Source organism: Nocardia tengchongensis (assembly GCF_054781395.1).
In genome coordinates, this window is record NZ_BAAGUM010000027.1 from 31,316 (window position 1) to 45,493 (window position 14,178).

Here is a 14,178-nt window from a genome sequence, read left to right on the forward strand (position 1 = left end):
GGAGATTCCCGCTCATGGGACAGCAGAAATACACCGGTTGGCGCAAACCCGAGTCGACCGGCCTGATTCCCGGCCTGTCGGTCACCACCTCCGTGCTCGCCGTGCTGGCGGCCGCCGTGGTGGTCGGGCTGTGGTTCTTCGGCGACGCCCCCGTCGCCGCTCTCACCGTGCTCGCGGTGTCGGTGCTGTTCATCGCCCCCACCATGATTCGCGTCCGCGGATCATCCGCCGGTGACCTGGTCGCGGCCTGGGTACGCACGATCCCCATCCGTCGCCGCGAAGCCCACATCGTGAAAACCGGCCTGTTCAGCCACATTCCCGGCGGCCGCTCCCAGCTGCCCGGGTTCGCGCTGCCACTGGTGCTGAAAAACTGCTGGGACCCCGACTCCGGATCCGACGTCGCGGCCATCCTGAACCTGGTCCAGAACACCATCACCGTCGAACTGTGGGTGCGCGCCCACGGCCAAGACACCCTGCCGCAACAGATCATCGACGGCCGCGTCGCCGGATGGGGCGAATTCCTGCGCGTGCTCGGCGAACACGGCGACGTCGCCGCCGCCGTCGTCGTCACCGACATCGTCCCCGAGACCGGTGCCTACCACAACGTCGAAATCGATGCCCGCCGTTCGAGTTTGGCCCCCGGGTTCGCCGCCGAGATCCTTGAGGCGCGCACCGACGATCTGGCCGCCGACACCATGCGCACCACCCAGCGCATCGCGATCACCTTCCGTTACAGCAGCGGCGCGTTCAACGACGGCGCGGCATCGGTGTCACGCCGTCTGCCCGAGCTGCGCCAGGCCGCCGCCCGCGCCGGCCTGGAAGCCGATTGGGCCACCAGCGCCGAAATCATCGCGGCCACACACGCCGCCTTCAACCCCGCCGCTGCCCCGCTCATCGACGAGCACATGGCCCGAACGGGCGACACCGGCATGACCTGGTCCGACGCCGGGCCCAGCTACCACGACGACCAGCCCCGCTACTACCTGCACGACTCGGGCCGGTCAATGACCTATCGTGCCTACGATTACCCGGTCCAGCCGGTAGACGAAATGAGCCTGGCCAAGATCCTGCGGCCCAACCACCGCGCCCCCTACAAGCGCGTCGCCCTGATCTATCGCCCCTACCGGCCCTCCGATGCGCGCCGCATGGTCGACGCCGACTACCGCGACGCCTTCGCCGCGGTCCAGCGCAGGAACCGCGGACTTGTCGACGCCCGCCAGCAGATGCGTTTCGAAGACCTCGCCGCCACCCGTGAAGACCTCGCCGAAGGCCACGGCCTCGCCGATGTCGGCATGCTCATCACCATCACCGTCGGTCTCGAGCAGAACGGCCGCGACGCCGCCCAAATGGTCGACGACACCGGCCTGTCGAGCAGCCTCAAATTCGCGCCCTGCTACACCGACCAAGCCTCAATGTTCCTGGTAGGGCTGGGCATCGGTGTCTTCCCCGACATGACCGAGACCCAAGGCGGGGTGACCGATGCTTTTGCTGCCTGAAACCGTCACCGCAGCGCTTCCCACCCCGCTGCGCAAACGCCTCTCCCCCGGCACCGACACCCCTATCGGGCTGCTGGACTACGAAGAGGCTGCCGAACTGCGCGAACTGCTCCCGACGATGGGCCCGTGGGCGCGCTTCCGGTCCTCACGCCGCCTCGCCGCCCACGAACTCGCGCTGTGGCAGCTCACCGCCGCCGAAGCCCGCCAGCCCTGGCAGGCCGGGCGCATCCCCACCCCACAGGGCTACCTTTCGCGCCACGGCGGCTACATGAAAACGCCCATGCCCCTGCCGTATGTGCGCGGCACCACCTGCCGCATCTGCGGCCTCTACCCCTTCCCTCTGCCTGCGGAGGTCACCACCCCCGGGTTGCCGGTCGGCCGCCAGTTCGCCGGGGCCCCCTTCATGTTCGACCCCCTGGCCTGGTTCGAAGCGGGACTCATCTCCGCACCCGTCTACAGCATCATCGGGCCCAACGGGTTCGGAAAGTCCACCCTGCTACGGCAATTCGCGATCAATGCCCTCTACCAGGGCCGACACGTGATGTGGCTGGCCGACGCCAAACCCGACGGCCGACGGCTGTGCGAACTGCTCGGCGACGACGGGCAGGTCTTCCACATCGGCGCCGCAGGCGGTGGCGTCCTCAACGCGCTCGACCCCGGCGCGCTCGCCGACGCCGTGCACCGACTCGGCGACCGGCCCGACGCGTGGATACTCAAAGACCAACTCCACGAAGCCCAGGCCCACAACGTCATTGCCCTGGTCTCTCTGGTGCGCCGCGGGCCGGTCGCCGACTACGAGGCCAGCGTCATCGACGCCGCCATCGCCGCCCTCTACGAAGGCGGCCGCTTCTCCCCCACCCGCGCCCCGATCCTGTCCGACCTGATCGCCGCATTCGACTACCCGACCGACGCGATGCTCGCCAACGCCGCCGCCCGCAGCTCCGAGGAATTCGCCCACATCACTCAACGCCTGCTGCAATCGCTGCGCGCGCTGGTCCAAGGCTCACTCGGGCGCGCGTTCAACGGCCAATCCACACAGCGCATGAACCTCGACGCCGCCATGATCGACGTCGACCTCTCGGTCATCCCGCAGACCGCGCGCGACCTGCGCGCGGCGGTCATCGCCATCACCGGCATCGAAGCCCAGGAATCCGTGCGGGCCCGCAACCTGCTCGCCGCGCACGGCCTGGCCCGCAAGACCGTCACCGACATCATCCTCGACGAGCTATGGCAGCTGTTCGAAGTCGGTGGCTCGAGCCAGATTTCGACGGTCAACCGCATCACCCGACTCAACCGCTCCGACGGCACCACCCTGGGCACCAGTACCCACACCGTCGGCGACTACAAAGGCGTCTCCGACAGCGTCCACGAGCAGATGCAGGCCACCGGATTCATCTCCCGGTCCCGCGTGAAGTTCATCGGCCCCATCAACGGCAGCGAGATCCGCGAACAGCAAGGCCTCATCGAATACACCGACGCCGAAGCCGACTTGCTCAAATCCTGGTCCGACTCCGGCTCACCGTCACGCCACGGCCGCCGCGCCGTCCACGACGGCATGGGCCGATTCATCTGCAAATGGTCCGACGACCCATCCAAACCCGGTGTCCCGTTCCGCACCTGGATCAGCCCCCTCGAAGAACAGCTCGGCATCCACGACACCAGCGCCGCCCTGCGCTCGGAGCTCGAGTAGCCCAGAGTGACAGCGGTCATCGCGCTCTACCGGTACCGGCGGGCCATCCTCATAACGATCTTGCTCCTGATGCTGGTCCTTGCCCAGTGCAGCAAGGCCAACGACAAGAACAAGAGCAACTGCGGCCAGACACCGAGTGTCTCGGTCGGCGGCCTGTCCTACCCGGTCGACACATCGACCCCGATCACCTCCGGCTACCGCACCGCCGACCGCCCCGACCACCGCGGCGTCGATTGGGGTGTGCCCGTGGGCACCCCGGTACACGCCCTCGCCGACGGCACCGTCACCGCCGCCCAGGACACCGGCGTATCCGGATTCGGCGGATGGGTCGTCATCAGCCACGTCATCGACGGCAAAGCCATGTCCACCGTCTACGGGCACATGAACCCCGGCGGAGTGCTGGTCACCGTCGGCCAGCAGGTCAAAGCCGGTGACGTCGTGGCCAACTCCGGCAACTCCGGTCAATCCACCGGCCCGCACCTGCATTTCGAACTGTGGAACGGCGACCGCCTCGCGGGCGGCACCGACACCGACCCCACCCCCATTCTTGAGCGCATCAAGAACGGCCAGACCGCCACCACCACCGCGCCCGGCCAAGCCGGCAACCAGCAAGCCGCCGCGGTAACCACCGCGCAAGACCGCAACGCCTCCACCGTCATCGCCGTCGGCCAGCAGCTCGGCGCAGCCGACGAGGCCATCGTCATCGCCCTGGCCGTCGGCCTGGTCGAGTCCGAACTGCGCAACCTCGCCAGCGACGCCGTACCCGAATCCCGCGGATACCCCAATGACGGAGTGGAACCCGGCGACCACGCATCGATCGGCATCATGCAGCAGCAAGCCGACATGGGCTACGGCACCGTCGCCGAGATCATGGACCCCGCCCACGCCGCCACCGAGTTCTACAAACGCCTGCTGGCGACGAGCTGGCAGAACAAGTCTCTCACCGAAGCCGCCGCCGACGTCCAGAAACCCCGCGCCGACCTGCGCGGCAAATACGGTGCGCGCGAAGCAGAAGCCCGCACGCTGTTCTCCCGCCTCGCCGGGCACGCCGCCATCGGCGGCAAGGGCAACTGCAACCCCGGAAACGGCAACTCCGGCACCGGGTACGGCAACGCCATCGTCGCAGCCGCCCGCAGCCAAATCGGCCGCCCCTACGTCTGGGGAGGCGGAGACACCAACGGGCCCACCAACGGCGGATTCGACTGCTCGGGCTTGACCCTCTACGCCGTCTACACCGGCACCGGTCAAACCCTGCCCCACTTCACCGGCGACAGCACCCACCCCGGCCAACTCCAGCAAGGCCAGGCCGTCACCGACATCAGCGCCGCCCAGCCCGGCGACCTGGTCTTCTTCGGATCCGGCTCCGACGCAACACACGTCGGCATCTACACCGGCACCACCGGTGGAGTCCCCCAAATGGTGCACGCGCCCACCGAGGGCCAGAACGTCACCGAAGCACCGGTCAGCGCCGGCGGATCGCTCATCAGCATCCGTCGATTCGCCCAAAGCGCCACCGCCACAACCACAACCGCACCGGCCCCCGTTGCCGCGCTGCCCGAGGGAGCCCGATGAACACCACCAGCACACGCGCACCCCGCTACGCGCGCCGCCTGGCCGCGCTCGCCGCCGTCGCCCTCACCGCCGCGGCCGCCGCCTGCTCGAACTCCCACACCGACGACTACGGCGAGCACGATGCCACCGGCACCGTCGTGCCCTCCGGTGCCAGCATCGCCACCCTGCCGCCCCTGCCCTCACCGTGGAATGCCTTGGACCGCAACGACCCCGCCGCAGTCGCCATCGCCGCCGTCCAAGCCGTCTTCGACTGGCACCCCGACCGCGGCGACACCGGCCCCGAGATCGCCGCCCACCACGCCGCGCCGCTGTTCAGCGTGCGCGGCGCCGAAGACTACAAGCCCTACCCGATCACCCGGCCCACCTGGCAAGAGTGGATGGACGAAAAGGCCACCGTCACAGCCCAAACCACCATCAGCACAGAACAACACCCCGCCGACACCGACGCCCAATGGCAGCGCAAGACCGCCACCACCTTGACCATCACCGCCGCGGGAAAACCACCAATCACGATGACCGTTATCAGCCTCATCACCGAACAAAAACAAGCTGTTTGGACAACGACTCAGCTCACGCACCTCCAGTGACCAGCACATATTCCGTGGCAAGCGAGCGCAGCTCGTGCGGCAGCCGTTTTCGCGGGGCAACGCGCAAAACGGTAGGTGCCGAATTCCAGCGAAAGGAAATCGAAACTCGCGAAAGAATTTTCGGCGTGGCGCGTTCGTGTGTGACCCCCGGGGGTGATAGACCTATGGCTATGCCCCGCCAGAGACAGCGCACCGGACCCAAGCGCGTCGCCCGCGATCTCGACAAGATCGCGGACGTGTTCGTCACGATCGACAAGACGGTCGCCGAACGTGCGAAGAAGACGGCACAGGCACAGAACGTAAACCTGTGGGAAGTTGTCGAACACGCGCTACGTGTGGCGCTGCCGCCGGAAGCACCCGAGGACGTACAGCCCGCCCTCATCGATCTCCCGGCATCAACTGCTCGCAAGGCCAGCTGATCTCGCTACACCACTTGAAGACTCGCAGCATCAAGGAAACCAACTAGGAGGTCAGGCGCGACCCGCCACGTGCGGACGCCATGACGACGACGACCCCGGCCGGGTGCCCGCCCGGCAGATGCCCCAGAACTGAAAACACGTTCTGGAGGATCCCCCCTTAAACCAGAACACCCCCGGCGGTGGCACGCCGGGGGCAGTTCAACGGTTTGGGGGGCGAGTTTGCCCGCTCGCCCCGTGGACCCTCCAGCAACTCATCCCCGCTAAAGGACAGGCTTCTTGCTGAAAGAATCCAGGTCCGAGGATACCTTGCGCCCTGACCCGGTTACAACCGGTTCGGCGCGTGTCGAGGATCCCGACCTCACCCGACCGCAATTCAGCAGCGCACAAGCGCTCGCCGCCCACCGCTCCCCCAGCTTTCTTTCCGCACTCGAGCGGGTCATGTACCGGCCGCAGTTCGTGAAGATCGCGGCCGACAATGCCGGCATCGGCATCGTGAAGTCTCTCGACGCCGCCCGCGCGGCGCTCGGCGACGACGGCGTCGCCACCGTCGCGGGCAAGCTCGCTGACGGACTGCTCGCCGCCGACATCGACGCCGACGACCCGCTGATCGGCGACGTATGCGCCGAAGCTCTGATCGCATGGTGCATCGAGCACGACATGCCCTATCTGCTGCGCGAATCCGGCCGTTCCGGCGGCCGCCACGTCGTCGCCGTAGTCCCCAATTCCGGTGTCCCGGTGAAGGAATGGGCCCGGCTGTGCCGGACCCTCGCCCGGCAGTACCGGGTCACCGTTCAGAACCGCACCGGCCAGGTCCTGCGCTTGCTGAGCGCGCCGCACCGCATCGGACTACCCGCCCCAGTGATCGCGTGCACCCTCACCCCCGCCATCGTCATGGACGCCCACCGATTCCGGCGCGCGACCGCGAAGACCAAGGCCCGCACCGCAGCCCACAGCCCGACGACCGCAGGCGAGACCGGCGACGCCGACTCGAGCCGATCCGGACACGAGTTCGGCATCGCCTGCGCGATGGCCCGCGCCGGATGGACCGTCACGCAAGCCTGGGAAGCCATTCGCGCCGAAGACGGCAAGGCCGCCGAACTCGGCCGCGCATGGTTCCTGCGCTACCAGTGGGAGCGCGCGGTCACCATCGCGGCCGCCGAAGACGCACTCACCGAGACCGACGCATGGGACCTGGTGACCCGAGAATGCCCGGGCACGCGGACACGTGGACGGGATGCCTGGCGGTATTGGTGGCGCCGCGCCCTCACCGAAGCCGCCCTCGACCGTCCCCGCCGCTACCGGCTCCCCGACGCCGAGGCGACCGGGCCCGTGCTGCCACCGGAGATCGCGGCCGCACTCGACGCCACCCGCCAGGGTCTGCGCGAAGCCGCCGAAGCCGCGCTCGCACAGGCGGATCCGCGACACCGCCACAGCGTGCACGCGGCGCTGTACGCACTCGCCTACGCGGTGGTCACCCGCGACGGAGCGATGAGCATCCGCATGATCGCCGAACGCGCCCGGATTGACACCAAGACCGTCCGCGCTGCGCTCGCTACCGCCATCGCTGGCGGACTGCTGCTCTACGGACGCCGCTACGGCGGAGGTGCCCGCGATTGCGATTCCTATGTGATCGGACCCGCTGCGCTGCACCCTGTTTCGGCAGCTCACCACGGATCTTCCCCCACTAGGTGTACCACCCCCGCCCCCCTCGGCTCCGCCTCCCCCGCTCGGCTCCGCGCGCAACACGCTCTGGACCGCCGTGGCTGGAAGTTGCGCTGTGACGTGCTCGCGACCCTGGCCCCGGGCGAACGGCTTGCCGACAGCCGACACCCGGCAGCCAAGTTGCTGCGCTCGCTGTGGCACCAGCGCACATGGTGGAAATCGCTTACCCCCGAACAGCAGCAGGAACGGCGAGAACACCGCCGCGCCATGCTCCGCAAACTGGATCAAACCGACCGATCGGCCTGGTTCAGCTGGCTCGAGCGCCGCGAACTCATCGCCAACGCCGCCGACCGGATCAACGCCGCACGCCCGACCGAGGACGACCCGCAGACCGTCCTAGCGGTCCCGGTGACGCTGCACCGCGGCATGGCCGACCCCCGATGGCGCGAACACGGATACAGCACCGGGGCGGCGCAGCTGGCCGCCTGACACCGGTGGTGAGAGCAGCGGGTCGCGGGCCGTCGACTGCCGGAGCCGGCGGACGACGGCACACCTGGTGTGGGCAGCGGCCACCACACGCCGCGGTGCGGTGCTATCACCGAAATAGGCCCCAGCACAACGACTGTGGCGAAGGACGAGCGATGGAGCCCATGCCAGTGAACATCACGCCGAGCGAGCAGGCCGACCAGGTGCCCACCGACGGCACCGCAGCGAATGTCCCCGCAGATGTGCCACGGCGACCAGCGCGATGGTTCCGCGCGATGATGCGGGCGCTGGCCGTCGTCACGGTCGCGCCCCCCTTGTACTACCTGGGCCCGATGGTTCTGGTGTTCGGAATGCAGCGCGAGGCCCTCGGCATGGTGGCCATTGCCTCCTACCTGGCGGCGCTGTGGATTGTGATCAGCGCGAAGACGATCCGGCCACACATGACCCTGGCGAGCGAGGCCGCTGCCGTGCTCGCGCTGGTCGGATTCCGACGTCCAGCGCCCCGCCGCGGGCCTTCTCGAAGTCTGCTGCTGTGGTGCCTGGTGGTGCCTGTTGCGCTGGCAGTGACACACTTCGGGCTCGAAAGGGCGCTCGCCGTCATCTGGCAGCCCGGCCTGGACGCCGCACAGGCAGCGGCGAACGCAGACCGTGACGAGATGTTCTACCGGCACAACGCCTTCGGCGCTGTCGTGCTGCTGCCGTTCTTCGTCGCCGCACTCCCCGAGGAGATCACCTATCGTGCGCCACTGCTGCTGATCCAGAACCTGACCACGAGCGTACGGTGGCGCCGCGCCTCGATCGCGCTCATCGTCGTCGCCGCAGTGATCAGCACCGTCCTGTTCGCCCAGGCCCACTCAACATATGGACCGTCGAATGTCGTCAACGCGGGCATCGGTGGTGCGATGTACGCCGGACTCACGCTCTACACGCGTTCGATCTGGCCCGCCATCATCTGCCACGGCCTGTTCGACGCCCTGGTGGTCGCTGTGTCGCTGACATGAGCGGACGCCGGGCGGAGGGCTCACGAGACCGATTGCGCGCGTCGTACTTCCACCCACGACGAAAAGCGCCTAGCATCGGGCCCGGCGCTCCCCATCCCTAGGGGATTCTCCGGCCATACCAATTGCCGAGCTTCAAATCGTGAGGCTCGGAGTGTGATTCACCGTGAATCACCATCAGCTACCGCAGGTCACAGCATGGTCGACCCTCTCGGATCATCGGCGGCACGAGTGCGATGCCACTGCCGCACACCACAATTCGTCAGTGACGTTTCGAAGCGCAAGCCGGAACATGCAGCCACCCCGGCAGGTTGGGGTGATTCACGGTGAATCACCCCAAAAGTCCGCACGTCGAGCGACTGTCCGGAGCGCGCGATCAGTACGCGGCACAAGGGAATCCGAAGGTGGCGCGCCCCGAGGAATGCGGGTGCGTCAGCCCTGCGCGTGCGATAAGGTGCACCTACATGTTTTACATGTCATAAGGAGGATTCCAGTATGTCGGGCGCTCGCGCAGGACTGAAGAAGATCAGCGGGGCCGATCGATTGCGTGGCGGTGGCGCACCGAACCCGCTACTCGAGGCGCTGTCCGGCAACACGATCACCGTCACCGAGCCAGACGGAGAGTCCGCCGGCGTGGACGTGGCTGCTGTTCTGGCCGACATCCACAAGCGCGCCGAGGAAGTCGGCTTGTCCGTCATCAAGGTCGCGGTAGATCAGCTCGCACCGCACCCGCGAAACTCCCCGCGTCGATCGCGCCCCCGCCCGGGATATCAGAAGTGGGAAGAGCTGGTCGAATCGATCAGGGGCACAGGGGTACTGGTGCCACTGCTGGTGTGCACCCGCGAGGCCTACATCGCGGCCTACCCCGACCTCGCTGGCCAGGTCCCGGAAACCGCGGCCTACGTAGTGGTCTACGGCCACCGCCGCCGCGCCGGAGCGCTCGAAGCTGGCGTCGACCAAATCCCGGTCATCATCGATGATTCCATCCTCACCGACGGCGGCGATCTCGACGCGCTCGTCCGCGAGAACACCGGCCGCGACGACCTCGACCGGATCGAGCTCGCCCACCATCTCGCGATCTACGGCGACGAGGGAATGAGCACCCGAGCCATCGCCGCCCGCGCGGGCCTGAAGCAGCCGACCGTCCAACGGCACCTGGCGCTGAACCTGCTCATCCCGCAAGCCCAAGACGCGGTCAGTGACGACAAATTGGGCCTCATGGAGGCGGTGGACCTCGCGGCCGCCCTGCCGTTCGGCCCCCCGCGCAAATGGCAGCGTGAGCACGATGAACAGCAAGACAGCGCCGAGCGAGCCTCCGAACAGCTCGCCGTACTCGACCTCATCGCCCAGGACGTCACCCCGCAGCGGGCCGTACAGCGGGTAGTCGCGGAACGAAACTCCCGTGCGACCGCCCAGCGGATCGGGCTGACGCTGGTCGACGACCCCGTCGCACGGTTCGGTGAGGCCATGGAAGCCCACCGGCTGCTCGAAGCTCCCGTCGAGGCCGACGACAACATCGTCGCCGCCATCGACGACAAGACCGGAAGCCTGAGCTTCTTCGCCGTCGAGGTGCCCGAGACGGTCGAAGAGTCGGCGGGGGAGGGGAGTGGCGCCACCGACGGCGACGCCGCCAGCGCCACAACCGACACCGACGCGCCCGCGCCCCGCACACCCAAGGACGACGACAGCCGAGACCGTGTAGCCGCCCAGCGCGGCCGCCGGACAGCGGCGGCCGCGCTGGCTGCCAAAGGCACGAGCCGCGACAAGCTCGCCGCCCTGCTGATCAACCTCACGCGCCACCGCGTGCGCACCGATCAGCCGCGGGCATGGACTCTCGCGCACACCTGGCTGCGGCAAGCGGAGGTCTGCGACACGCTGACACCGGAGCTGTGGCAGGACCAGGTAGCCCGCGAATCAGACCCCAAGACGACGCAGCGCAGCCTCTGGGCGGTCGCACTCGCGTCGTGCGAACTGCGGGCGTCCGACAAAGACCGCCCGTGGGACGTCCTCGACGCGGCGTACCTCGACATCCTCTCCGAAGCCGGTGGGTTCGCCCCGACCGGCTGGGAAGCCCATCAGATCCGCCGAATCGGCACCGTGGCGTAGCCGCACCGCAGGGTGATTCGCCGTGAATCACCCCGCAATACCCCAGGTCGCAGCCTTTTCGAAGCTCGGAAGCGTGAGACAGGCATTGGGCTGGGGCCGGGTGATTCACGGCGAATCACCCACTCGACCACATGAGGAGCCATCAGTGTCGACACACGCATACATAGGCGTATCCGGGTCTGCCGGCAAAACCACATCGCTGGCAGCCACCGCAGTCAAACTCGCCGAAGAGGGCTACACAGTCGACGTATGCGACCTGGACCTCCAGGCCAACCCGACCGCCATTTTCGGCTACCTCAACCACGCCGGGCCCACAGTGGCCGACGTGATCAGCGGCAAGAAGAAGCTGCGCGATGTGCGGGTTCCGGCACGGCTCGAGCTGGGCTACAACGACGAAGGACAACCGGTCTACGACATGGACGTCATGCGCCGGATCCGCATCATCCCGACCTCTCGCAAGACCATGAGCCCGCTCGCCGTCGAGGTGGTCAAAGACCAGAGTCTCGTTATCGCGTTGCGGGAGGCCTTTATCGCCGAAGCCGAAGAGCATCCCGAAGAGTGCGCCGATGTCCGGCTCATCGACTGCGGTGGCGTCGACTCCCCGCTCCACACCCTCGCCGCCCTCGCCACCACCGCGGAGACCGATTTCCCGGCCGAGCTCGCATCCGGATTGAGCGGCGTCATCACCTGCGCCAAACCGCAATGGAAAGAGCTCGAAGGCGTACCGGTGACGATTGCGATGCTGGCCGGCATGAGCAAGACCTACAACCGGCCGGTCGAATTGCTGAGCCTGATCCCCACCATGATCCCGACCCAGGGCGGCGCGATCAGCCAGGCCGAGAAGGACCACGACCGCAAATATGCATTCCGGCTCGCCAGTGGATACCGGGAAATGCTGGCAGCCGCCGAGGACACCTACGGGCCGCTACTGAAAGCGGGCGTGACACCACCGGTGCGGCGAACTAACTTGGCCGACCACGCGATGACCGCGCTCACGCCGCTGCCGTTGTACCGACCCGCCGACACCCGGGACGTCGTGGCCGACTACAGCCGCGTCATCGAGCATCAGACTCGGCACGGCTTGTTCGCGCGGCGCGCGGCCATCGCCGCGTGACAGGCACAGAGCGGCGCGATCCGACGGTCGCTATCAGACGTGAGCTGTACGACCGGCTCAAAGCGGCACTCCAGCTGATCAACGCCGCCGTCCCCGGCCGTGACCTACGGATGACTGACCTCATCTACGAGGCCGTCGTCGAGAAGCTTGCCCGCATCGAACAGATGTACAACAACGGCCAGGCCATCACCGGTGAAACAAAGCCGCTACGCCGGGGTCGAACCATCGAGTGATTCACCGTGAATCACTACAGATAGAGCCAGGTCACGGCGTAATCGGCCTGATGAACCACACGACTACAGCCCGAGCTGAACGGCCACGCGAGCGACCGAGAGCCCGGTTGATCACCAGCGGACAGCGCTGAGAGGGTGCGATGAAGAAGTCAGACAAGCCAGCCAAGTCAGACAAGCCAGCCAAGGAAATCGACCGCATCGGGAAGGTCGCCGCCGAGCTCGAGGAAGCCGTGGTGCTGGGCCCGATGCAGGCCCGGCCCGAGCTCACCGAGATCCGCGCGAACTGGGAAATGCGCCTCGACCGCTGGGCAGCCCAGTGGATCCGGGCCGCGCACCGTTCCCAAGACCTGCGAGCCTCACTCACCGAGGTCCGCGCCCAGGGACGCGCACGCCGCACCCAGGCCCGCCAAGCGCGCACCGAGCAAGCCATGTCCAGGCTCGGCAGCGTCGCCTATCGGCGACTGCGCACCTACCGGCGAGCGGTCCTGGTCTCGCGCGCGCTCATCGGACTTGTCGTCATCGCGCTGGCCTGGTCCGCGGTCAACGTGCAACACAACATCGCCCCGAACACCACCCCCGCCAACCTGCTCTGGTGGCTGTCCTATGGCGCCGAGCTCGTCGTCTCCGGATTCGTCGTCGCCCTCATGCTGGTCTCCACCGACGCAACGACCTGGGGAATGAGTCTCGACCGCGGCCGGATCATCCTGTTCGAAGTTGCCCTCATGAGCGTCACCATCGGCCTCAACGCAGGCCACCACCTGCACCAAAAGGACTGGGGTGCCGCCGCCCAGAACAGCGCAGCGCCGCTCATGATCGGCACCGGCATGTGGCTGCACGGCTGGATCTCCCGCCGCTACGCGACCATCCTCGCCCACGCCGACGACCTGCTGAACGCCGAATCCAGCACCACCACCGCGGGGGAGTACGAACAGGCCGCGCGAGTCGAGCATCACGTCGAATCCGACGCCGTCGCCGTCAGCCACACCGACGAGGAAGTCGACTGCCGCGCCCTGGCCGAAGCCATCGTCGACCAGGACGCCCCGGCAACCATGCGTGACACCGCTCGCGACTACGAACGACTCGTATCCACCGTCGAAAACGTCCTGACCGACTACGCCGCCGGACAATGGCCCGCCGACATCGCCGCCAACTACCGCATGGACGAAATCGCCGTCATGCGGCTGATCAACCGCGCCGGACAGCTCCTCGACGAACAAGCACACACCGCACCGATCGCGGCATAACGACCAACCAAGAACACCAGCCGCCCGCGCTCGCCGAGCGCGGGCGGCCCGAACACCCTGGGGGATAGGGCCGTCATGCAGATGCCCGACCACATTCTCGACCCGGCCAACGGCCTACCCGCCGAACTGGAAACCCTGATGGCACAGGCAATCACCATGGCTGGCGAACCGATGATCGCCATCATCCAGCCGGCGACCGCCGCCATCATCGAAGGCAACGGCCGTCTCGTCTCCGGTGATGCACTTCGAACCGCCGTGGAGCGATTCGGTGCCCGACCTGTCAGCCTGGATCTCACATTCTCCCGGGCGATCACGGCCGGATGGCTGGCCGAGCTCACCGCCGGTGGACAGCTGACAATCACCACCCCTGACGGCGGCACCCTCTACAGCGGCGACCTACCCGCCGATCACGGGTGGCGCGCAGCAGCATCCAACGCCGCCAAACAGCGGAAAGGGCTGATCATCATCACCGGTGCCCGCGGAAGCCTCACGGACCTCGTACCCGCCATCGAACAGAACCGCACCCGATGGAGCCGCGTCCACGTCATCGCGCCTACCCCAAACCGCTAAC

Annotated in this window: 12 protein-coding genes; all 12 read left to right on the forward strand. The window is 67.5% G+C overall.

The genetic code is table 11. The features are described 5' to 3' along the window. The first annotated feature begins 14 nt into the window (after positions 1-14). The gene (locus tag ACYVKL_RS38990; RefSeq protein WP_379174211.1) at positions 15-1,496 is read left to right on the forward strand and encodes an SCO6880 family protein; all 1,482 of its coding nucleotides are present in this window, start codon (positions 15-17) and stop codon (positions 1,494-1,496) included. Beyond that, the gene (locus ACYVKL_RS38995) at positions 1,480-3,186 is read left to right on the forward strand and encodes a hypothetical protein (RefSeq protein WP_379174212.1); all 1,707 of its coding nucleotides are present in this window, start codon (positions 1,480-1,482) and stop codon (positions 3,184-3,186) included. Before ACYVKL_RS38990 ends, ACYVKL_RS38995 begins: the two co-directional genes overlap by 17 nt. Positions 3,187-3,192: 6 nt before the next feature. Then, positions 3,193-4,758 carry a peptidoglycan DD-metalloendopeptidase family protein gene (locus ACYVKL_RS39000; protein ID WP_379174213.1) on the forward strand — a complete coding sequence of 522 codons (1,566 nt, stop codon included), beginning with the start codon at positions 3,193-3,195 and terminating at the stop codon, positions 4,756-4,758. Next, entirely contained in the window at positions 4,755-5,345 is a 591-nt protein-coding gene (locus ACYVKL_RS39005) for a hypothetical protein (protein ID WP_379174215.1), read from the forward strand. Before ACYVKL_RS39000 ends, ACYVKL_RS39005 begins: the two co-directional genes overlap by 4 nt. A 170-nt stretch (positions 5,346-5,515) precedes the next feature. Further along, complete coding sequence (locus ACYVKL_RS39010; protein ID WP_379174216.1) at positions 5,516-5,764, forward strand: hypothetical protein; 249 nt, start codon at positions 5,516-5,518, stop codon at positions 5,762-5,764. Between the two features lie 306 nt (positions 5,765-6,070). Beyond that, positions 6,071-7,915 (forward strand): hypothetical protein, encoded by a 1,845-nt coding sequence (locus ACYVKL_RS39015; protein ID WP_379174217.1) that lies wholly within the window; start codon positions 6,071-6,073, stop codon positions 7,913-7,915. Positions 7,916-8,067: 152 nt separating this feature from the next. Then, complete coding sequence (locus tag ACYVKL_RS39020) at positions 8,068-8,913, forward strand: CPBP family intramembrane glutamic endopeptidase (protein WP_379174218.1); 846 nt, start codon at positions 8,068-8,070, stop codon at positions 8,911-8,913. Between the two features lie 492 nt (positions 8,914-9,405). Then, positions 9,406-11,016, forward strand: a complete 1,611-nt coding sequence (locus tag ACYVKL_RS39025; RefSeq protein ID WP_379174220.1) for a ParB/RepB/Spo0J family partition protein — start codon at positions 9,406-9,408, stop codon at positions 11,014-11,016. Positions 11,017-11,038: 22 nt separating this feature from the next. Continuing rightward, positions 11,039-12,130, forward strand: coding sequence for a ParA family protein (locus ACYVKL_RS39030; RefSeq protein ID WP_379174221.1), 1,092 nt, complete (start codon positions 11,039-11,041; stop codon positions 12,128-12,130). Next, positions 12,127-12,363, forward strand: a complete 237-nt coding sequence (locus ACYVKL_RS39035; RefSeq protein ID WP_379174222.1) for a hypothetical protein — start codon at positions 12,127-12,129, stop codon at positions 12,361-12,363. The genes ACYVKL_RS39030 and ACYVKL_RS39035 overlap by 4 nt, the downstream gene beginning before the upstream one ends. Positions 12,364-12,503: 140 nt before the next feature. Next, the gene (locus tag ACYVKL_RS39040; protein ID WP_379174223.1) at positions 12,504-13,607 is read left to right on the forward strand and encodes a hypothetical protein; all 1,104 of its coding nucleotides are present in this window, start codon (positions 12,504-12,506) and stop codon (positions 13,605-13,607) included. A gap of 75 nt (positions 13,608-13,682) precedes the next feature. Beyond that, positions 13,683-14,177, forward strand: a complete 495-nt coding sequence (locus ACYVKL_RS39045) for a hypothetical protein (protein WP_379174224.1) — start codon at positions 13,683-13,685, stop codon at positions 14,175-14,177. The last annotated feature ends 1 nt before the right edge of the window (position 14,178 follow it).

Coding starts and splice junctions, on each gene's coding strand:
- ACYVKL_RS39010 (WP_379174216.1), top strand. CDS start 5,516: ATGCCCCGCCAGAGACAGCGCACCGGACCCAAGCGCGTCGCCCGCGAT.
- ACYVKL_RS39045 (WP_379174224.1), top strand. CDS start 13,683: ATGCAGATGCCCGACCACATTCTCGACCCGGCCAACGGCCTACCCGCC.
- ACYVKL_RS39005 (WP_379174215.1), top strand. CDS start 4,755: ATGAACACCACCAGCACACGCGCACCCCGCTACGCGCGCCGCCTGGCC.
- ACYVKL_RS39020 (WP_379174218.1), top strand. CDS start 8,068: ATGGAGCCCATGCCAGTGAACATCACGCCGAGCGAGCAGGCCGACCAG.
- ACYVKL_RS38995 (WP_379174212.1), top strand. CDS start 1,480: ATGCTTTTGCTGCCTGAAACCGTCACCGCAGCGCTTCCCACCCCGCTG.
- ACYVKL_RS39025 (WP_379174220.1), top strand. CDS start 9,406: ATGTCGGGCGCTCGCGCAGGACTGAAGAAGATCAGCGGGGCCGATCGA.
- ACYVKL_RS38990 (WP_379174211.1), top strand. CDS start 15: ATGGGACAGCAGAAATACACCGGTTGGCGCAAACCCGAGTCGACCGGC.
- ACYVKL_RS39040 (WP_379174223.1), top strand. CDS start 12,504: ATGAAGAAGTCAGACAAGCCAGCCAAGTCAGACAAGCCAGCCAAGGAA.